General features: G+C 61.1%; 21 protein-coding genes. 19 read left to right on the forward strand and 2 right to left on the reverse strand.

What is annotated here, in order from left to right; translation table 11 throughout:
* Window positions 1-27: 27 nt before the first annotated feature.
* The 13 genes from GTP58_RS01060 (at window position 28) to GTP58_RS01120 (ending at window position 13,904) form a co-directional block, all read left to right on the forward strand.
* Window positions 28-2,724, forward strand: a complete 2,697-nt coding sequence (locus GTP58_RS01060; RefSeq protein WP_161075937.1) for a FimV/HubP family polar landmark protein — start codon at window positions 28-30, stop codon at window positions 2,722-2,724.
* Between the two features lie 51 nt (window positions 2,725-2,775).
* Window positions 2,776-3,579, forward strand: coding sequence for a tRNA pseudouridine(38-40) synthase TruA (truA, locus tag GTP58_RS01065; RefSeq protein WP_161075938.1), 804 nt, complete (start codon window positions 2,776-2,778; stop codon window positions 3,577-3,579).
* A gap of 10 nt (window positions 3,580-3,589) precedes the next feature.
* Entirely contained in the window at window positions 3,590-4,288 is a 699-nt protein-coding gene (locus tag GTP58_RS01070) for a phosphoribosylanthranilate isomerase (RefSeq protein WP_161075939.1), read from the forward strand.
* On the forward strand, window positions 4,266-5,486 hold the full coding sequence (gene trpB, locus GTP58_RS01075; protein WP_072781070.1) for a tryptophan synthase subunit beta: 1,221 nt from the start codon (window positions 4,266-4,268) through the stop codon (window positions 5,484-5,486). Before GTP58_RS01070 ends, trpB begins: the two co-directional genes overlap by 23 nt.
* Window positions 5,487-5,496: 10 nt before the next feature.
* Complete coding sequence (trpA, locus tag GTP58_RS01080) at window positions 5,497-6,294, forward strand: tryptophan synthase subunit alpha (RefSeq protein ID WP_161075940.1); 798 nt, start codon at window positions 5,497-5,499, stop codon at window positions 6,292-6,294.
* A 69-nt stretch (window positions 6,295-6,363) separates the two neighbouring features.
* Window positions 6,364-6,747, forward strand: a complete 384-nt coding sequence (locus GTP58_RS01085; protein WP_161075941.1) for a BrnT family toxin — start codon at window positions 6,364-6,366, stop codon at window positions 6,745-6,747.
* Between the two features lie 123 nt (window positions 6,748-6,870).
* Window positions 6,871-7,743, forward strand: a complete 873-nt coding sequence (gene accD, locus GTP58_RS01090) for an acetyl-CoA carboxylase, carboxyltransferase subunit beta (RefSeq protein ID WP_072781064.1) — start codon at window positions 6,871-6,873, stop codon at window positions 7,741-7,743.
* A gap of 81 nt (window positions 7,744-7,824) precedes the next feature.
* The gene (gene folC, locus GTP58_RS01095; RefSeq protein ID WP_161075942.1) at window positions 7,825-9,114 is read left to right on the forward strand and encodes a bifunctional tetrahydrofolate synthase/dihydrofolate synthase; all 1,290 of its coding nucleotides are present in this window, start codon (window positions 7,825-7,827) and stop codon (window positions 9,112-9,114) included.
* Between the two features lie 22 nt (window positions 9,115-9,136).
* A complete protein-coding gene (locus GTP58_RS01100) occupies window positions 9,137-10,135 on the forward strand; it encodes an SPOR domain-containing protein (protein ID WP_161075943.1) in 999 nt (332 codons plus the stop codon).
* Window positions 10,136-10,149: 14 nt separating this feature from the next.
* Window positions 10,150-10,638, forward strand: a complete 489-nt coding sequence (locus GTP58_RS01105) for a CvpA family protein (protein WP_072781059.1) — start codon at window positions 10,150-10,152, stop codon at window positions 10,636-10,638.
* A 40-nt stretch (window positions 10,639-10,678) separates the two neighbouring features.
* Window positions 10,679-12,205, forward strand: a complete 1,527-nt coding sequence (purF, locus tag GTP58_RS01110) for an amidophosphoribosyltransferase (RefSeq protein WP_161075944.1) — start codon at window positions 10,679-10,681, stop codon at window positions 12,203-12,205.
* 2 nt (window positions 12,206-12,207) lie between these two features.
* On the forward strand, window positions 12,208-13,452 hold the full coding sequence (locus GTP58_RS01115; RefSeq protein WP_161075945.1) for a cystathionine gamma-synthase family protein: 1,245 nt from the start codon (window positions 12,208-12,210) through the stop codon (window positions 13,450-13,452).
* Between the two features lie 2 nt (window positions 13,453-13,454).
* Window positions 13,455-13,904 carry a hypothetical protein gene (locus GTP58_RS01120; RefSeq protein WP_161075946.1) on the forward strand — a complete coding sequence of 150 codons (450 nt, stop codon included), beginning with the start codon at window positions 13,455-13,457 and terminating at the stop codon, window positions 13,902-13,904.
* Here the strand turns inward: GTP58_RS01120 and lexA are convergent.
* Both lexA and GTP58_RS01130 read right to left on the reverse strand, forming a co-directional pair.
* Window positions 13,831-14,469 carry a transcriptional repressor LexA gene (gene lexA, locus GTP58_RS01125; protein WP_072781051.1) on the reverse strand — a complete coding sequence of 213 codons (639 nt, stop codon included), beginning with the start codon at window positions 14,467-14,469 and terminating at the stop codon, window positions 13,831-13,833. The genes GTP58_RS01120 and lexA overlap by 74 nt on opposite strands.
* A gap of 102 nt (window positions 14,470-14,571) precedes the next feature.
* Window positions 14,572-15,291, reverse strand: a complete 720-nt coding sequence (locus GTP58_RS01130; protein WP_161075947.1) for a DUF5695 domain-containing protein — start codon at window positions 15,289-15,291, stop codon at window positions 14,572-14,574.
* A gap of 157 nt (window positions 15,292-15,448) precedes the next feature.
* Here GTP58_RS01130 and rpsF point away from each other — a divergent pair, with 157 nt between their 5' ends.
* The 6 genes from rpsF to GTP58_RS01160 all read left to right on the forward strand — a co-directional run bounded on the left by rpsF (window position 15,449) and on the right by GTP58_RS01160 (window position 19,139).
* Window positions 15,449-15,829 (forward strand): 30S ribosomal protein S6, encoded by a 381-nt coding sequence (rpsF, locus tag GTP58_RS01135; protein ID WP_072781047.1) that lies wholly within the window; start codon window positions 15,449-15,451, stop codon window positions 15,827-15,829.
* Window positions 15,830-15,850: 21 nt separating this feature from the next.
* The gene (gene priB / locus GTP58_RS01140; RefSeq protein WP_161077223.1) at window positions 15,851-16,156 is read left to right on the forward strand and encodes a primosomal replication protein N; all 306 of its coding nucleotides are present in this window, start codon (window positions 15,851-15,853) and stop codon (window positions 16,154-16,156) included.
* A 15-nt stretch (window positions 16,157-16,171) separates the two neighbouring features.
* A complete protein-coding gene (gene rpsR, locus GTP58_RS01145; RefSeq protein ID WP_072781043.1) occupies window positions 16,172-16,462 on the forward strand; it encodes a 30S ribosomal protein S18 in 291 nt (96 codons plus the stop codon).
* Window positions 16,463-16,489: 27 nt separating this feature from the next.
* The gene (rplI, locus tag GTP58_RS01150; protein ID WP_072781041.1) at window positions 16,490-16,942 is read left to right on the forward strand and encodes a 50S ribosomal protein L9; all 453 of its coding nucleotides are present in this window, start codon (window positions 16,490-16,492) and stop codon (window positions 16,940-16,942) included.
* Between the two features lie 122 nt (window positions 16,943-17,064).
* A complete protein-coding gene (locus GTP58_RS01155) occupies window positions 17,065-18,450 on the forward strand; it encodes a replicative DNA helicase (RefSeq protein WP_161075948.1) in 1,386 nt (461 codons plus the stop codon).
* Window positions 18,451-18,512: 62 nt separating this feature from the next.
* The gene (locus tag GTP58_RS01160) at window positions 18,513-19,139 is read left to right on the forward strand and encodes a DUF47 domain-containing protein (RefSeq protein ID WP_161075949.1); all 627 of its coding nucleotides are present in this window, start codon (window positions 18,513-18,515) and stop codon (window positions 19,137-19,139) included.
* Window positions 19,140-19,144 lie beyond the last annotated feature (5 nt).

Below are 19,144 nucleotides of genomic sequence, written 5' to 3' on the forward strand. Positions count from 1 at the left end.
TCTCTGACAATCATAAAAACACCCACTATGCCTGTACAAAATCGCCCCATTGTTTCGTTCGCGCTGAAGACACTCACCAGCGCGGTTGCCAGCGCCGTGTTGTTGGCCGCGTCAGCAAATGCGGCGGGACTGGGCAAGCTGACTGTCCTGTCGTCGCTGGGCCAGCCACTGCGGGCGGAAATCGAACTGACTGCAGTGACCCCGGAGGAAGCCAGCGCGCTGGTTGCCAAGCTGGCGCCGGCCGATGCCTTCCGCTCGGCCAATATCGATTTCAACCCGGCGCTGATGTCGCTGCGTTTTGAAGTCGAGCCGCGCAACGGCAAACAGGTCATCAAAGTCAGCTCCAGCCAGCCGATCAACGAGCCGTTCGTTGACATGCTGCTGGAACTGAACTGGAACGGCGGCCGCATGGTCCGCGAATACACCTTCCTGCTGGATCCGCCAGATCTGCGCGCCACGCAAGCGCCACAAGTGACGGCGCCGGTCGATGTCGCCAACCGCGCCGCAGCGCCCGCTGCTGGCGCATCGGCTGCAAACCCGGCAGCGCCACAGGCGCAAGCGCCGGCTGCTGCGCCATCGCGCAAGCCAGCGGCGCCGGTCAAGCAGGCGGCCAGTGAGTACACCGTCAAGCAGGGCGATAACCTGACCCGCATCGCCAACCAGGTCAAGCCGGTCGATGTGTCGCTGGACATGATGCTGGTGGCGCTGTACCGCGCCAATCCGGAAGCCTTTAGCGGCAACAATATGAACCGCCTGAAATCGGGCCAGATCCTTGCCGTGCCGGACGCGGAGGCCATCCGCGCTGTGGGCGGCGACGAAGCGCGCGGCGTGGTCGTCGCGCATGCCGCTGATTTCAACGCCTACCGCGCCAAGCTGGCTGGCCAGGTCGCTGCCAGCACGCCGGCCAAGGAAGCGGATGCGTCGCAGAACGTCTCGGGCAAGATCACCGCCAAGGTAGAAGAGAAACCGAATGCCGCCAACACCGCCAAGGACAAGCTGACGCTGTCCAAGGCCACCACGGCCACGCCTCAGCAAGGCAAGACCGGCCAGGCAGCGGAAGAGGACAAGATCGCCAAGCAGAAGCAGGTGGACGAAGCGGCCGCTCGCGTCAAGGAGCTGGAAAAGAACGTCAGCGACCTCGAGAAGCTGATGACCGTCAAGAACAAAGCCGCTACCGAGGTCAAGCCGCCGCCAGCTTCGGCATCGGCTTCGGCATCAGCGTCGGCTTCGATGGCGGTGGAAGCGCCGCCTGCCGAACACAAGCCCAAGCGCACGCTGGTACTGCCGCCGAAGAAGCTGGTCGAGCCAAGCTTCTTTGAAATCCTGATGGACAACATCACCTACGTGGGCGCGGCTGCTGCGGCCGTGCTGCTGGGCGCGGTGGGCATCATGGCGTCGCGTCGTCGCAAGAAATTCGTTGTGCCGCCTGATGAGGCGTCGATTCTCGGCGATACCGCGTTGCCGCCACCACAGCCGCTGATCGCCGATGCCGGTGGCCAGAGCGTGGACACCAACAACAGCGTCTTCAATTCCAATTTCGCGCCATCGGCCAGCCAGCTGGACACCAATGAGGTGGATCCCGTGGCGGAAGCCGACGTCTACATCGCCTACGGCCGCGATGCGCAGGCGGAAGAGATTCTCAAAGAAGCACTGCGCACCCATCCGGAGCGCCATGCTGTGCGCCTGAAACTGCTGGAAATCTACGTCGCCCGCAAAGACGCGCGCGCGTTTGAAACCCAGGCCTCCGAACTGTACTCGCTGACCCGTGGACAGGGCGATGAGTGGGCGCAGGTCGCCGCCATGGGGCAGGCGCTGGATCCTGCCAACCCGCTGTACACCGAGGGCAAGGACGGCGGCAATACGGCGTTTGATACGGCCCCGGTCACCACGGCAGCCGTGGCGGGCGCTGCTGCGGCCGCTGCGGCGTCGGACTTCGGCACTGATTTCAATACCTACACGCCAGCGGAAGCCGCTGCACCGTCGGCACTGGATCTGGACCTGAGCCAGGATGCTGCTCCAGCTCCAGCCCCGGCTGCGGAGCCGCTGGACTTTGGCGCCGATCTGGACACCGCGCTGCCGCAGGCGGCCGATGCCTCTGTATCGCCAGCTTCGGTGGCGGCGGAGTCGGACAATCTGATGGACTTCGACTTGGGCGGTTTGAACTTCGAGCCGGTCGAAGCGCCCGCGCCTGCGATTGAAATGCCAGCCCCACCTGTGCCGGCGCCGGTGAATGACATGGACCTGGACTTCGGCCTGGATCTGCCTGCGAGCCCGGCAGCGGAAGCCGCCAAGCCTGCGGAAGTGTCCGATCCGCTGGATCTGGACCTGGCCGGCTTTGACATCCCGGAAGTGCCAGCCTTCACTGAGCCACCGAAAGTGGACACGCCAGCGATGGACTTCGACACCGCGCTGGATCTGCCGGGCGAGGTGGAGCACATCACGCCAGCGCCTGCCCCGGCGGCGCCGGACTTCGACCTGTCCAGCATCGATCTGGACCTCAGTGACGCGCTGGGCGGCGATACCGCTGCGGCGCCGGAAGCCCCCGCCAACAACGAGCCGCTGTCCGCCCATCACATGGAAATGGATACCAAGCTGGACCTGGCCATCGCCTATCAGGAAATCGGCGACAAGGAAGGTGCGCGCGAGCTGCTCGATGAAGTGCTGCGCGGCGGTAACCCCGACCAGGTCGTCAAGGCCAACGATATGAAGGCCAAGCTGGGCTGAAAGCGCGCCGTTATATAATGGCTGACTCAGACATTATAAGATTGGGCAGTAGTGAAACGGATCGCAATAGGGCTCCAGTACGACGGCCAGGCCTGGCACGGCTACCAGAAGCAGGAACACGGCCTCACCGTACAAGATAAACTGGAGCAGGCACTGCTGGAGTTTGCGACAGTGCCGCTGGCCACCACGTGCGCCGGCCGTACGGACGCTGGGGTCCACGCCGCCGAACAGGTGGTGCATTTCGATACCGACTTGAACCGCCTGCCGCATGCCTGGATACGCGGCGTGAATGCCTTCCTGCCGCCATCGATCGGCGTACGCTGGGCCAAGGTGCTGGACGGTGACCCGGCCGTCGAGAACTTCTTCCATGCCCGCTTCAGCGCCCAGGCGCGTACCTATCACTACGTGCTGCACAACCACCAGGTGCGCTCGGCGCTGCTCAATGGCCGTGCCGGTTTCTACCACCACCCGCTGGATGTGGAGCGCATGCAGGAGGCGGTCAAGCCGCTGATCGGCATGCATGACTTCACCAGCTTCCGCGCGGCGTATTGCCAGGCCAAGTCGCCGGTCAAGCTGATGCACGACATCCAGATCCGCCGCCAGGGCGACCTGATCATCTTTACGCTGAAAGCCAACGCCTTCCTGCACCACATGGTGCGCAACCTGGTGGGCTCGCTGGTCTACATCGGCCAGGGGCGTGAAGATGTCAACTGGATGGGCGAGTTGCTGGCAGCGAAAAACCGCCAGGTGGCCGCGCCGACCTTCATGCCGGACGGCTTGTACCTCGCCAAAATTGACTATGATGAAAAATGGGGCCTGCCGCAGGAAGCGGTGAGCCAGATGCCCTGGTTCTAAAGGATAGACGATGCCACGTACCCGTATCAAAATCTGCGGCCTGACCCGTGAGGAAGACATCCAGGCCGTGGTGGCCGCAGGCGCCGATGCGATCGGTTTCGTGTTCTATCCCAAAAGCCCGCGCTATGTGACGCCAGAGCGCGCCGCCGAGCTGATCCGCATTGTGCCGCCATTCATCAGCACGGTGGGCCTGTTTGTGAATGCCTCGCCGGAAGAAGTGGCGGCTGCCGTGCGCATCGCGCCCTTGTCTTTGCTGCAACTGCACGGCGATGAAACCGTGGAGCAGGCTGCGGCTATCGGCGCGGCGGCCGGACGACAGTTCATGAAGGTGTTCCGCGTCAAAACTGACACGCGCCCGGATGAACTGCTAGAATACGAGCAGGCAAACCGCGCCGCCAGTCCATTCTTTACCAGCCTGTTGCTGGATACTTATGTGGACGCCTACGGTGGCGCAGGAAAGGGTTTTGATTGGTCTCTCGTTCCAAAAGATCTCGCGCCTCGGGTCGTTTTAAGTGGTGGCTTGAGCGTACACAACGCGACTGACGCGGTGGTCGCTGTACGTCCCTACGCGGTAGACATCAGCTCTGGTGTTGAAGCGTCCAAGGGAATCAAGGATGCGCGCAAGATCGCCGACTTTGTCGCGGCGGTGCGCGCAGGAGATACCATTTTAGAAAGCGAAACCCATCATGAAAGCGCTGTTCCACGCTAAAGATTACGCATTACCTGACGCCAAAGGCCACTTTGGCCCTTACGGCGGCAGCTTTGTCGCCGAGACCCTCACGTACGCGCTGGCTGAGCTCAACGAAGCTTATGCACGCTACAGCAAAGATCCCGAATTCCTCGACGAGTTCCGTTACGAGCTCAAGCACTTCGTCGGCCGTCCGTCGCCGATTTATCACGCCAAGCGCTGGTCCGAGCTGGCCGGTGGCGCGCAGATTTACTTCAAGCGCGAAGACCTGAACCATACGGGCGCACACAAGATCAACAATGTGATCGGCCAGGCCTTGCTGGCCAAGCGCATGGGCAAGCCGCGCATCATCGCCGAGACCGGCGCTGGCCAGCACGGCGTCGCGACCGCGACCATCTGTGCGCGCTTTGGCCTCGAGTGCGTGGTGTACATGGGCAGCGAAGACGTCAAGCGCCAGGCGCAGAACGTCTACCGCATGAAGCTGCTGGGCGCCACGGTGGTGCCGGTGGAATCGGGCTCCAAGACGCTGAAGGACGCGCTGAACGAAGCGATGCGCGACTGGGTCACCAATATCGAAAACACCTTCTACATCATCGGCACGGTAGCCGGCCCGCATCCTTACCCGATGCTGGTGCGCGACTTCCAGTCGGTGATCGGTGAAGAGTGCCTGGTACAGATGCCGGAAATGACGGGCCGCCAGCCGGATTACGTGGTCGCCTGTATCGGTGGCGGTTCCAACGCCATGGGTATTTTTTATCCCTACATCGACGAGACCGGCACGCGCCTGGTCGGCGTGGAAGCGGCGGGCGAGGGGCTGGATGGCGACAAGCATGCCGCGTCGCTGACCAAGGGCTACCCGGGTGTTTTGCACGGCAACCGCACCTATCTGCTGCAGGACGAGAACGGCCAGATCATCGAGACGCATTCGGTCTCGGCGGGCCTGGATTATCCGGGTGTCGGCCCGGAGCACGCCTACCTGAAGGATAGTGGCCGTGCCGAGTACGTCTCGATCACGGATGAGGAAGCGCTGCAAGCCTTCCACGATTGCTGCCATATCGAGGGCATCATTCCTGCGCTGGAGTCGTCGCACGCGCTGGCCTACGCGGCCAAGCTGGCGGCCACGCTGCCGAAGGATAAAATTGTGTTGGCCAACCTGTCGGGCCGGGGTGACAAGGACATGCATACGGTCGCAGAGCGTATGGGTCTGAACTTCAACTAAGGAAACCGACATGTCCAAAATCGCAGCAACCTTCAGCGCCTTGAAAGCGCAAAACAAAACCGCGCTCGTCACCTTTATCACGGCCGGCGATCCTGCGCCTGAGCTGACCGTGCCGCTGATGCATGCACTGGTCGCCGGCGGCGCCGATATCCTGGAACTGGGCGTGCCGTTTTCCGATCCGATGGCGGAAGGCCCGGTGATCCAGCGCGCATGCGAGCGGGCGCTGGCCCATGGCGTCGGCATCAAGGATGTGTTTGGCTATGTCGCGGAATTCCGCAAGACCAACCAGACTACGCCGGTGGTACTGATGGGCTATGCCAATCCGATCGAGCGTATCGGCCCGGAAGCTTTCATCGAGCAGTCGAAGGCGGTGGGTGCGGATGGCGCCATCGTGGTCGACTATCCGCCGGAAGAGTGCGAAGCGTTTGCCGCCGCCATGCGCGCGGCCGAGCTTGACCTGATCTTCCTGCTGGCGCCGACCTCGACCGAGCAGCGCATCGAGCAGGTCGCCAAGGTTGGTGGCGGCTTCAGCTACTATGTCTCGCTGAAAGGCGTGACGGGGGCGGGCAATATCGACACCGTCGACGTGGCCAACCGCCTGCAAGCGATCCGCAAGCATGTGAAGCTGCCGATCGGCGTTGGCTTTGGCATCCGCGACGGCGCCACCGCGCGCGCCGTGGCCGAAGTGGCCGATGCGGTCGTGATCGGCAGCCGCATCATCCAGGAAATCGAAACCGCCGGCAAAGACCACGCCGTCGCTGCCGTTCAAGCCTTCACCACCACCATCCGCACCGCCCTCGACGCCTGACGTCACGCAAATCCCGACTGCTCACCTTGATACATAGTCAAGTACTCGCTATGTTGAAAGGGAGCGGTCGTGCGCTTCGAATGGGATCCCCGTAAAGCTAGATTCAACTTGCGCACTCATGGCGTAAGCTTTGAAGAAGCTTCAACGGTCTTTGATGACCCGCGTGAGGTGACTAAAATGCGTAAAGAGGAGCAGCAGGGCGGATGGATGCCGAATCCATATTTTGAGCAGTTGAGTGAGGAAATTACTTTCAGGCTGGATTTCCGCTCCATCGAGTATTTTGAAGCGCTGGGCCGGCCGTACGGCTTGCCGGCGCAAGATATGATAGGCATGTACTTGCGGCACATGGCTGGATCTGGCTATAAAGCCAACCTTGGTATTCTAACCTTGAAAGAACGCGAAGAGCTCAGGAAAACGCTGGAGGCTGAGGGCAAGCTCCCTCGGACGGCGTAGTGGTTTCCCTCTAAACGCCCCGGTTGGTCATGACGAATGCTCAAAATTATTGTAAGGCAATGTTCGACAGGGCGGCGGGAAACGGCTACACTTCGGCCCACGAGATAGCTGCAAGGAGAATTTATGAGTTGGTTGGAAAAACTGCTGCCCCCACGTATCCAGCGTTCCGACGCCGGCGCCCGCAAGACCATGCCAGAAGGCCTGTGGGTCAAATGCCCGTCGTGCGAAGCCGTGCTGTACCGCACCGACCTGGAGTCGAACCTGCACGTTTGCCCTAAATGCGACCACCACATGCGCATCCGCGCCCGCGAGCGCCTCGACAGCCTGTTCGATGCCGGCGGCCGTTATGAAATTGGCATGGATACCCTGCCAGTCGATACGCTGAAGTTCAAAGACAGCAAAAAATACCCAGACCGCCTCAAGCAAGCGATGGAAGCCACCGGCGAGACCGATGCGCTGATCGTCATGGGCGGCTCCATCATGAGCCTGCCGGCCGTGGTGGCGTGCTTCGAATTCGAATTCATGGGCGGCTCCATGGGCTCCGTGGTGGGTGAGCGCTTCGTGCGCGGCGCCCAGGTCGCCTTGGAACAGAAAGTACCGTTCATTTGCATTACCGCCACCGGCGGCGCCCGTATGCAGGAAGGTCTGCTGTCGCTGATGCAGATGGCCAAGACCACCGCCATGCTGACCAAGCTGTCGGACAAGAAGCTGCCGTTCATCAGCGTGCTGACCGACCCGACCATGGGTGGCGTGTCCGCCTCGTTCGCGTTCATGGGCGACGTCGTGATCGCTGAGCCGAAAGCGCTGATCGGCTTCGCCGGCCCGCGCGTGATCGAGAACACCGTGCGTGAAAAGCTGCCGGAAGGCTTCCAGCGCGCCGAGTTCCTGGTGCAGAAGGGCGCTGTCGACATGATCGTTGACCGCCGCAAGATGCGCGAAGAAATCGCCCGCCTGCTGGCATTGCTGCAAAATCAACCTGTGGAAGTGCTTGCCTAAAAACGGCTAACGCTCTCACGCGACGGCGCGCAATCGGATATCATCCGGCCTGCGCGCCGTTTTCATTTCAGAGTCACCATCATGTCGAACCTCCCAACTACTTTGCCCGCCTGGCTTGCGCTGCTTGAATCGCGCCACGCCGAAACCGTCATCAACATGGGCCTCGACCGTGTTCTCGCCGTCAAGGAGCGCTTGCAGCTGAGCTTTAGCTGCCCCGTCATCATGGTGGCTGGCACCAATGGCAAGGGGTCGACCTGCTCCATGCTGGAATCGGTGCTGATGCGCGCTGGTTACAAGGTGGGCCTGTACATCAAGCCGCACTTCCTCGACTTCAACGAGCGTGCCCGCGTGAATGGCGACATGGCCAGCGATGACACGCTGGTGACGGCCTTCAATGCGGTCGAGGCCGCGCGCGGCGATACCACGCTGACGTACTTCGAATTCACCACGCTGGCCATCATGAAGCTACTGTCGGAAGCTGGCATGGATGTGGTGATCCTGGAAGTAGGCCTGGGCGGCCGCCTGGACGCGGTCAACATCGTCGATGCTGACGTTTCCATCGTGACCAGCGTGGACATCGACCACACCGACTACCTGGGCGATACCCGCGAAAAGATCGGCTTCGAGAAGGCTGGCATTTTCCGCGCCGGTAAAACCGCGATCTGCTCCGACCCGGTACCGCCGCAATCGCTGATCGACCATGCCGAAGCCATCGGCGCCGACCTGTGGCTCATGGGCCGTGATTTCAATTACTCGGGCGACAAGCAGCAGTGGAGCTACGGCGGCCGCAACCAGCGCCGCAATTCGCTGGCCTATCCGAGCCTGCGTGGCGCCAACCAGATCCTCAACGCCTGCGCCGCACTGGCCGCGCTGGAAGCGTTGAAGCTGGAGCTGCCAGTCGGCGCGCAGGAAGTGCGCACCGGTCTGGTGACGGTGGAACTGCCGGGCCGCTTCCAGGTGCTGCCTGGTCGCCCGACCACCATCCTTGACGTGGCGCACAACCCGCACGCTGCCGCAGCGCTGAACCAGAACCTGGGCAATATGGGTTTCCACCGCTACACCTACGCTGTGTTCGGTTCCATGCACGACAAGGATATCGATGGCGTGATTGCCGCCATGTCCGAGCACGTGGACCACTGGTGCCTGGCGACGCTGCCATCGCCACGCTCGGCGACCGCCTCGGAACTGGCCGCCAAGGTGCTGGCCGTGCAGCCTGAGCGTGACGAACGCACCATTAATGTGTTCGATGATCCGGGCGCGGCATACGCAAATGCCGTCAGCCGAGCCGGTGAGGATGATAGAATTGTGGTCTTTGGATCTTTCCTGACCGTCGCCGGTGTCATGGCGGCGCGAAAATCCTCACTCCATTGAACGCACAGGACTGAAATCACGCATGGGCTTGTTCTCGAAACTCGGTAAAAACAAGCAAGACTCAGCTGGCGCTGGTCAAGACAGCGGCTATTACACCAGCCCAGATGATCGCGCAGCAACGGAGCGTGCCCGCGCCAAGCGCGCCTCATCTGCCGACGGCGGTGGCGCCACCAGGCGCCGCACGCGCGAGCGTGAAGAAGATGACGCCGTGTTGCCGGAAAAGAAACGCGCACGCCGCCGCCTGGTCGGCGCGATTGCACTGGCATTGACGGTTGCCGTGGTGCTGCCGATGGTGCTCGACTCCGAGCCCAAGCCGCTGTCGTCCGACATCGATATCAAAATTCCATCCAAAGAGAAAACGGTAGACGCCGTGCCCGCACCGGCGCCGGTCGCGGCATCGGCCTCGCTGGACAGCAAGGAAGAAATTGTCGAGGACGTGAAGCCTGCCGCCAAACCAGCCGCTGCTGCTCCGACGCCGGCCCTGGCCCCGGCCCCGGCGCCCGCCGTGGCTGCCGTCGATACCACCAAACAGGAAGCCGAGGCCAAAGCCAAGGCGCAGGCCAAAGCGGAAGCTCAGGCCAAGCTGCTGGCAGATGCCAAAGCCGAGCGTGAACTGAAAGCCCGCCAGGAGGCGGACGCCAAAGCAGAAGCCAAACTGAAAGCGGAAAAGGACGCCGAACGCAAACTCGCCGAAGCCAAAGCCAAGGCGGCTGAAAAGCCAGCCGCAGCGCCGGTCAAGACTGAAGATGCGCGCGCACTGGCCATCCTGGAAGGCAAGCCAGCCGCTGCACCGTCGTCTGAAAAATTCGTACTGCAAGTTGCTGCACTGAGCGACCAGGCCAAGGTTGATGAACTGCGCGCCAAACTGAAAAGCGCCGGCATCAGCTCCTTCACGCAAAAAACGCCGTCGGGCGACATCACCCGCGTGCGCGTGGGGCCGTTTAGCAGCAAGGAAGAAGCAGAAAAGGTGAAAGCCAAGCTGAGCAGCATGGGCCTGAACGGCCGCCTGGAAACCGTCTGAGCTAGCGCCGCGCCGTGACGATTTTTGATTACCTGGTGATCTTCGTGCTGGCGGCGTCGGTCATCATTGGCGTGGTGCGCGGCCTGGTGAAGGAAGTGCTGTCGCTGCTGAGCTGGGTGATTGCGTTTGTTGCCGCCAACGCCTATGCGGCACCGCTGGCGCAGATGCTGCCACCGGCGGTGCCGGGTGATGTGTTGCGGCTCATCATTGCCTTTCTCGCACTGTTTATCGGTGCCCGGATTTTAATGGGCCTGTTGTCGCTGGCGCTGGACGCCTTGATCGACGCAGGCGGCCTGAGCCTGATCGACCGTACGCTGGGTATGGTGTTCGGTGCGGCGCGCGGGCTTGTAATTGTGTTGGCAGCCGTCATCTTGTGTGAGATGACCTCATTGCCCAAGCAGGATTTTTGGAAGCATGCAGTCTTGAGTCCATACGCCGAAACCGGCGCGCGCATGGTCCTGCCGTATCTTCCCGCTGCGATGACGCAGCATATGAATTTTTGAAAATTCTTTAAATCTGTAGTACCAGTCCAGGAGCACCATCATGTGTGGCATTGTCGGCGTCGTTTCCCATCAACCTGTCAACCAAATGCTGTATGACGCCTTGCTGCTGTTGCAGCACCGCGGCCAGGATGCGGCAGGTATCGCGACCAATCACAGCAGCATGTTCGCCATGCACAAGGCCAACGGCCTGGTGCGCGACGTTTTCCGTACCCGTAATATGCGTACGCTGCAAGGCAACTCCGGTATCGGCCACTGCCGCTACCCAACTGCCGGCTCGTCGAGCGAGGAAGAGGCGCAGCCGTTCTACGTCAACGCACCGTTCGGCATCACGCTGGCCCACAACGGCAACCTGACCAACTGGGAACAGCTCAAGCTCGAGATGTTCAAGAACGACCGCCGCCACATCAACACCGATTCCGATTCGGAAGTGCTGCTGAACGTGCTGGCGCACGAAATCGAGAAAGCCACGGTTGGCATCTCGATTGATGCCGACACCATCTTCAAGGCTGTGGCCGTGCTGCACCGCCGTGTGCGCGGCGGCTACGCTGCTGTGGCGCAGATCGCTGGCGTCGGCCTGCTGGCGTTCCGCGATCCGTTCGGTATCCGTCCGCTGTGCCTGGGCATCAATGAAAGCCCGGACGGCGTGGAATACCTGATCGCTTCCGAGTCGGTGGCGCTGGAAGGCATGGGCTTCCGTTTCGTGCGCGACATCGCGCCGGGCGAAGCCATCTTCATCGACAACGACAAGCAGCTGCATTCGCGCCAGTGCGCCGACAATCCATCGCTGAACCCGTGCGTGTTCGAGTATGTATACCTGGCCCGTCCTGACTCGGTCATCGACGGCGCTTCGGTCTATAACACCCGCCTGAAAATGGGCGAATACCTGGCCGAGAAAATCAAGCGCGAAGGTCTGGCCGAGGATATCGATGTGGTGATGCCGATTCCGGATTCCTCGCGTCCTGCCGCGATCCAGCTGGCGCTGGCGCTGAAGAAGGAATACCGCGAAGGCTTCATCAAGAACCGCTACATCGGCCGTACCTTCATCATGCCGGGCCAGGCTGCGCGTAAGAAATCCGTGCGCCAGAAGCTGAACGCGATTCCGGACGAGTTCAAGGACAAGGTCGTGCTGCTGGTGGATGACTCCATCGTGCGCGGCACCACCAGCCGCGAGATCGTGCAGATGGCGCGCGACTCCGGCGCCAAGAAAGTGATCTTCGCTTCGGCGGCGCCACCGGTGATCTACCCGAACGTGTACGGCATCGATATGCCAACCCGCGACGAACTGATCGCCCATGGCCGCACCGTGGAAGAAGTCTGCCGCGAGATCACTGCGGACGCACTGGTGTACCAGGATCTTGACGCACTCAAGCGCGCCATCTCGGACGTTAATCCGGCGCTGACCAATTTCGAGGCCTCGTGCTTTGACGGTGTGTACGTGACCGGCGACGTGACGCGCGAGTATCTGGATAAACTGGAATACGAACGCCACCATCCGAGCAAGGCCGCCGCACCGGAAGATGCTGGCCGTTCGCAGCTGAACCTGAACCTGGCGGCGACCGAAGCGTAACCATGGGCGACAAGAAGAACTACGGTTTCACCACCACCATTCTGCACGGCGACCGTCAGAAGGGCATCGAGCACGGTTCGCTGCACAAGCCTATCCACACCTCGGTGGCCTTTGGCTACGCCGATGCGCGCCAGCTGGCGTCGGTGTTCCAGGGCAAAGAGCCGGGCTTCCGTTATGGCCGCCAAGGCAACCCGACCATCTCGGCGCTGGAAGAGAAGGTCAACAAGATGGAGCAGGGCGTCGGTACGATCTGTTTCGCCACTGGCATGGGCGCGATCGGCGCCGTGGTGCAGGCGCTGCTGCGCACGGGCGATCACGTGGTGTCGTCGTCCTTCTTGTTCGGTAACACCAACAGCCTGTGGCAGACCGCCATGAGCCAGGGCATCAGCGTGTCCTTCGTAGACGCGACCGAGATGGCCAATGTGGAAGCGGCCATCACCGAGAACACCCGCGTGGTGTTCGTGGAAACCATCGCCAACCCGCGCACGCAAGTGGCGGACCTCAAGCGCATCGGCGAACTGTGCAAGGCGCGCGGGATTCTGTACGTGGTGGACAACACCATGACCACGCCTTACCTGTTCCAGCCGAAGTCGGTGCATGCGGGCCTGGTGGTCAACGCGCTGACCAAATCGATCGGCGGCCACGGCAATGCGCTGGGCGGCAGCCTGACCGATACCGGCGCCTACGACTGGACCCGCTTCCCGAACATCTACGAGAACTACAAGAAAGCCGCACCGCTGCAGTGGGGCCTGGCGCAGATCCGCGCCAAGGCACTGCGTGACTTCGGTTCCTCGCTGGCGCCGGACGCCGCGCACCATATCGCAGTCGGCGCCGAAACGCTGGCCTTGCGCATGCAGCGCACCACCACCAACGCGCTGGCGCTGGCGGAAATGCTGGAAAAGGATGAGCGCGTCGCCGCAGTCTACTATCCGGGCCTGAAGTCGCACCCGCAGCACGGCATCAGTGCCGAGCTGTTCCGCGCGCACGGTTCGCTGCTGAGCTTTGAGCTCAAGGATGGCCTGGACTGCTTCGACTTCCTGAACCGCCTGAAGCTGGCGATTCCGGCATCGAACCTGGGCGACAACCGCACGCTGATTATCCCGGTGGCGCACACCATCTTCTACGAGATGGGCGCCGAGCGCCGCGCCTCGATGGGGATTGCGGAATCGCTGATCCGCGTCTCGGTCGGCATCGAGGATACCGACGATCTGCTGGACGACTTCTGCACGGCACTGGAAGGCTGCTGACGATGAGGGCGCTGATCGCAACCGGCCTGATCGTGGCAGCTGCCACGGCCCGGGCGGGCGATCACCGCGCTGACATTGACTACTACATGCATCACTACGACGGCGCCGACATCGCGCTGTCGCGCTTTCAGTGCGGCGAGCCGGGCGCCATGCTCACGCGCGCCGACCGCAGCGCCTGGCTAATCTGCTATGGCCGCTTTGCCGCCAACTACCAGGCCGCGCTGCCGGTAGGACGCAACATTCCCGCCGAGGTGGCCGACGCCATGAACGAAGCCGAATTGGCGGCTGCGCAGCAATTGATGAACCAGGTATTTGTGCAGATCGCACAAGAGGCACGCCAGCAAGCCGATCTGGTCTTGCTGGCGCAGGGGGAGTGGCTTAGTGCCAGGTCCGCATCAGGCCTACTGCCAGACCTTCCAGTGCAAACTCATCGGCTTCCGGATCGACCGTAATCACGTTGAAGTCCGGGTTTTCCGGCAGCAGTTCGATGGTCGAACCGGTCTTGCGGTAACGCTTGACGGTCACTTCGCTGCCAATGCGGGCCACGACGATCTGGCCATTCTTGGCGCTATCCACTTTTTTCACGGCCAGCAGATCGCCGTCCATGATGCCGGCGTCGCGCATCGACTCGCCGCGCACTTTCAGCAGGTAGTCCGGGCGCGCCGCAAACATGGCGGGATCGACGCTGTAGCTGGTTTCCAGGTTTTCCTGCGCCAGGATAGGCGAGCCGGCGGCCACGCGGCCGATCAGCGGCAGCGACATCATGAGCGCAGCAGGCACTTTTGAGGATGGCGTTTCAGCGTGTACACCCAGCAGGCGGATGCCGCGCGATGTACCGGCGGCGATTTCGATGGCGCCCTTGCGGGCCAGCGCCTGCAGATGTTCCTCGGCGGCGTTGGCGGATTTAAAGCCCAGTTCGTTGGCGATTTCGGCGCGGGTCGGCGGGAAGCCGGTGTTTTCAATCGCGTCCTTGATCAGATTCAGGATTTGTTCCTGGCGTGCGGTGAGCTTAAGCATGGAGTACGGTAGCCTGTTTATATAGACAGTCTGTATTTTTGTACAGTATGGCTGCTAATGCAAGGGAAATTCTTGCTTTCAGCGAAATAAAGTGAAAAAACTTCACTTCTGTACGAGGAAGCGGACCCCGATGGAGCGTTGGGCGCCGGGCGCCAGTGTGAAGCCGTCCGTGACCCAGGCGGAAAACTCCCGGTCGCTTGCGGTCAGCGGTGCCCAGTGGGTCAGCGGCGTCTTGGCGTCCGGCTCCAGGCGCAGCGCGGGCGGCTGCTGGTCCTGGCGCGTGACCAGCACCGAGCTGTTATCGCCGACGCGCGGGCGCACGGCCACCACGCTGCCGTCAAACACCATGGGCATGCCCGGTTCGGCCACCTCGACCGGCTGCTTGCCGCGGTTGGTCAGCGTGAAACGCAGCACCAGCGCGCCGCGCTCGTACAGCCAGCGGCGTTCGATCTTCAACGGCAACCCGGCGCCCATGGTGGGTGTGATGTCGGCCGCGGCCAGGGTGCGCGTGATGAGTGCCGGCTTGACCGGTTTGCGGGCGGCGTAGGACGACCAGCTTTGCCAGTCGCCGCCGGCCACGCGGGTTTTCAGCGACAGGTCGCCCAGGTGGCTGTAGCCGTCGGCTTGCCGTTCCTCCTCGCGCGGACCGGGCGTAAAATCGAAGCTGGGGTCGAGCACCGGCACCATGCGCGCCAGCGTTTGCGTGTCGGTGCGCAGCGCGAACAGCAACTGGGGCGTGCTGTAAGCCTTGGTCCTGATCGGCGCTGCGCCGGCCGGCAAGGCGAGGGCGGCCAGCAGGGGCAGGGCAAGCAGTAATTTCATGGCAATCCTGTTGTAAAGGCAATTGCGCCACTGTAGCAGCTGCCACGCCATGCTGGCGTTCCGCTGGAAAAGCTGATATAGTCGCGGGCTTACCTCTTCCCACACCTGTCTTGACGCCAGGGTGGGCTATATCATCAAGTCCTTAAGGGAGTTATACATGCGTCACTACGAAATCGTATTTATCGTCCACCCGGACCAGAGCGAGCAAGTGCCCGCCATGATCGAGCGTTACAAAACCACCGTAACGACCCGCGGCGGCAACGTTCACCGTGTTGAAGATTGGGGCCGCCGTCAAATGGCTTACTCGATCCAGAAACTGGCTAAAGCTCACTACATCTGCCTGAACATCGAAGCAGACAACGAGACCCTGGTTGAGCTGGAAACCGCATTCAAATTCAATGATGCCGTTCTGCGTCACCTGACCGTCAAGATGAAGAAAGCGGAAACCGCTCCTTCGCCGATGATGAAGTCGGTACAACGCGAAGATGCAGCGAAATCGCATCGCGCAGAAGCTGCCGCTGCTGCTCCAGCTGCTTAATTGTTCTGAGAAGGAACCGCGCTGAACCAGCTCCAGTTCATCGCCCTCATCGCCGAACGGGATGCAATCCGTTACACCCCGGCAGGCATGCCGATCGTGAATGCTGTACTCCAGCACCGGTCGCAGCAGATGGAGGCGGGCATCGCCCGATTGTCCGAGTTTGAAGTGTCCGCAGTTGCTGCGGGCGAGATTTCAGGCCGTTTCAGTCAGACGCCGCTGGGAGGCTTGTACCAGTTCTCCGGTTTCCTCAACAAGAAAAGCCGCAATAGCAAAAGCCTGGTGTTTCACATCATTGATTTTAGTGCTGTCCCTGACAGCTCAATTTAAATACAGGAGCCTAAAATGGCATTCGGTAAAAAGTTCGACAAAAACAAGCTCAAGCTGAAAGAAAAGCGTAAGCAACAAAACCCACTGTTCAAGCGTAAGAAGTTCTGCCGCTTCACCGCCGCTGGCGTAGAACAAGTGGACTACAAAGACGTAGACACCCTGAAAGACTTCATCCAGGAAAACGGCAAAATCATGCCAGCACGTCTGACCGGCACCAAAGCTCACTACCAGCGTCAAGTTGACACCGCGATCAAACGCGCACGTTACCTGGCCCTGCTGCCGTACACCGATCTGCACAACGCTTAATCGCGGCAGAGTAACTGGAGAAGAACTATGCAAATCATTCTGTTGGAAAAAGTTGTCAACCTGGGCAACCTGGGTGAAGTCGTTAAAGTTAAAGACGGCTACGCACGTAACTTCCTGATCCCGCAAAAAATGGCTCGCCGCGCTACCGCATCGGCCATCGCGGAATTCGAAGCCAAACGCGCTGAACTGGAAAAAGCTGCTGCTGCCAAGCTGGCTGTGGCTCAAGGCCAAGGCGAGAAACTGAACGGCATGACCGTGACCGTTTCGCAAAAAGCCGGCGTTGATGGCCGTCTGTTCGGTTCGGTAACCAACTTCGACATCGCTGAAGCCCTGTCGAAAGTCGGTTTCGCTGTTGAAAAATCGGCTGTTCGTCTGCCAACCGGTCCGCTGAAGACCACTGGCGAGTTCCCAGTAGCCGTTGCTCTGCACACCGACGTGGTGGTAGAAGTGACCGTTGCTGTTGTGGGCGAAGCTGCCTAAGATTCGACCGGGCGGCAACGCCTGTCGAATATGCAATACCATGAAAAAGCCGGGCTTTGCCCCGGCTTTTTTCTCGTCATAAATATGTAATCTGGCACAAGCAAGCAGGTATAATTCGCGCCATGAACGCCCCCTCCGATCCGCAAGTCGATTCGCTTCGCGTCCCGCCGCACTCTATTGAGGCAGAACAGTCCGTCATCGGCGGCCTGCTGCGCGATAACGCCGCGTTCGACCGCATTGCCGACATGATGCAGCCGGAAGACTTTTACCGCTACGATCACCGCATTATCTTTGAACAGATTGTGCGGATGATTAACGCGTCCAGGCCGGCCGACGTCATCACCGTCTACGAGAACCTGACCCAGCTGGGCAAGGCTGAAGACGTTGGTGGCCTGACCTACCTGAACGCCATGGCGCAAAACACGCCATCTGCCGCCAACATCCGCCGCTATGCCGAGATCGTGCGCGACCGCTCGGTCTTACGCCAGTTGATTACCGTGGCCGACGACATTTCCGGCCAGGCCTTCAGCCCGCAAGGCAAGGAAACCAAAGAGATCCTCGACGAAGCCGAATCGCGCATCTTTGCGATTGCCGAGCAGGGCTCGCGCGGCGCCGCTGGCTGGCTGGCGGTGCAGCCGCTGCTGACCCAGGTGGTCGAGCGTATCGATGAACTGTACTCGCGCGACAACCAGTCTGAAATTACCGGTGTACCAACCGGCTTTATCGACCTCGACCGCATGACCTCGGGCTTGCAGGGCGGCGACCTGGTGATTGTGGCCGGCCGTCCGTCCATGGGTAAAACCGCATTCTCGGTCAACATCGGCGAAAACGTCGCGATTGAAGCCGGTTTGCCGGTGGCGATCTTCTCGATGGAGATGGGCGGCGCCCAGCTGGCGATGCGTATGCTGGGTTCGGTTGGCCAGCTGGATCAGCACCGCCTGCGGACCGGCCGCCTCAACGACGAAGACTGGCCGCGCCTGACGCACGCGATCCAGAAGATGAACGACGCCCAGGTCTTCATCGATGAAACCCCGGCACTGAATCCGATCGAGATGCGCGCGCGTGCGCGCCGCCTGGCCCGCCAATGCGGCAAGCTGGGCCTGATCATTGTCGACTACCTGCAGCTGATGCAGGGTTCCAAGGCCGGTGACAACCGCGCCTCCGAGATCTCGGAGATCTCGCGTTCGCTGAAAGGCCTGGCCAAAGAGCTGGGCTGCCCGGTGATCGCGCTGTCGCAGCTGAACCGCTCGCTGGAACAACGTCCCAATAAACGTCCCGTCATGTCCGACTTGCGCGAATCCGGCGCTATCGAGCAGGATGCGGACGTCATCATCTTCCTGTACCGCGACGAGGTGTACAACGCCGACTCGCCGGACAAGGGCACCGCTGAAATCATTATCGGTAAACAGCGTAACGGTCCAATCGGCGCAGTGCGTCTGACCTGGATCGGCGCTTATACCAAGTTTGGCAATTACTCTGGTAGTTTGGGTGTTTACCAGGGCGACTAATCCTAACGCTGGCCGGCTACCAGCTGGCTAGCGATCTGCAGTAGTAATAAACGGAGAAAAATATGTTTGGACGTTTGATGCCCACCGAGGGCAAATTCTTTGACCTGTTCAATCAGCACGCTGAGCTGTGTGTCAAAGGCGCAAAAGAAATGGTGGGCCTGATGTCCAATTTCGATGACCTGGAAAACCGCGTACACGCGATTGAAAGCATCGAAAAGCAAGCCGACAAGATCACCTACCAGACCGTCGACCTGCTGCACAAAACCTTCATCACGCCGATCGACCGCGACGACATCCACAAGCTGATCACGCGCCAGGACGACATCCTCGACCTGCTGGAAGATGCTGCGCAAACCGTGTCGCTGTACGACCTGCACTCGGTGACCCCGGAAGCCAAGCGCCTGGCCGAACTGGTGCTGGCCTGCGCCGAGAAGGTCAAGGAAGCGGTCGCGCTGCTGCACAATATGGACAACTCGCGCCAGATCGTCGCCATCTGCGAAGAGATCGACCGCCTGGAATCGGACGCCGACCACGTGATGCGCGCTGCCATGTCCAAGCTGTTCCGCGATGAACCGGACGTGCGCAACCTGATCAAGATGAAGGCCATCTACGAAATCCTGGAAACCGTGACCGACCGTTGCGAAGATGTGGCCAACATCATCGAAGGCATCATCGTCGAAAACGCCTGATTACA

The organism is Duganella sp. CY15W (assembly GCF_009857555.1).
GTDB classification, from domain to species: domain Bacteria; phylum Pseudomonadota; class Gammaproteobacteria; order Burkholderiales; family Burkholderiaceae_D; genus Rugamonas; species Rugamonas sacchari.

Bases quoted from the DNA above. Each gene is read 5' to 3' on its own strand.
- GTP58_RS01160 (WP_161075949.1), top strand. From the start codon at position 18,513: ATGTTTGGACGTTTGATGCCCACCGAGGGCAAATTCTTTGACCTGTTC.
- purF (WP_161075944.1), top strand. From the start codon at position 10,679: ATGTGTGGCATTGTCGGCGTCGTTTCCCATCAACCTGTCAACCAAATG.
- trpB (WP_072781070.1), top strand. From the start codon at position 4,266: ATGAAAGCGCTGTTCCACGCTAAAGATTACGCATTACCTGACGCCAAA.
- trpA (WP_161075940.1), top strand. From the start codon at position 5,497: ATGTCCAAAATCGCAGCAACCTTCAGCGCCTTGAAAGCGCAAAACAAA.
- GTP58_RS01120 (WP_161075946.1), top strand. From the start codon at position 13,455: ATGAGGGCGCTGATCGCAACCGGCCTGATCGTGGCAGCTGCCACGGCC.
- GTP58_RS01130 (WP_161075947.1), bottom strand. From the start codon at position 15,291: ATGAAATTACTGCTTGCCCTGCCCCTGCTGGCCGCCCTCGCCTTGCCG.
- lexA (WP_072781051.1), bottom strand. From the start codon at position 14,469: ATGCTTAAGCTCACCGCACGCCAGGAACAAATCCTGAATCTGATCAAG.
- rpsR (WP_072781043.1), top strand. From the start codon at position 16,172: ATGGCATTCGGTAAAAAGTTCGACAAAAACAAGCTCAAGCTGAAAGAA.
- GTP58_RS01070 (WP_161075939.1), top strand. From the start codon at position 3,590: ATGCCACGTACCCGTATCAAAATCTGCGGCCTGACCCGTGAGGAAGAC.
- accD (WP_072781064.1), top strand. From the start codon at position 6,871: ATGAGTTGGTTGGAAAAACTGCTGCCCCCACGTATCCAGCGTTCCGAC.
- rpsF (WP_072781047.1), top strand. From the start codon at position 15,449: ATGCGTCACTACGAAATCGTATTTATCGTCCACCCGGACCAGAGCGAG.
- GTP58_RS01100 (WP_161075943.1), top strand. From the start codon at position 9,137: ATGGGCTTGTTCTCGAAACTCGGTAAAAACAAGCAAGACTCAGCTGGC.
- folC (WP_161075942.1), top strand. From the start codon at position 7,825: ATGTCGAACCTCCCAACTACTTTGCCCGCCTGGCTTGCGCTGCTTGAA.
- GTP58_RS01115 (WP_161075945.1), top strand. From the start codon at position 12,208: ATGGGCGACAAGAAGAACTACGGTTTCACCACCACCATTCTGCACGGC.
- GTP58_RS01155 (WP_161075948.1), top strand. From the start codon at position 17,065: ATGAACGCCCCCTCCGATCCGCAAGTCGATTCGCTTCGCGTCCCGCCG.
- rplI (WP_072781041.1), top strand. From the start codon at position 16,490: ATGCAAATCATTCTGTTGGAAAAAGTTGTCAACCTGGGCAACCTGGGT.
- GTP58_RS01060 (WP_161075937.1), top strand. From the start codon at position 28: ATGCCTGTACAAAATCGCCCCATTGTTTCGTTCGCGCTGAAGACACTC.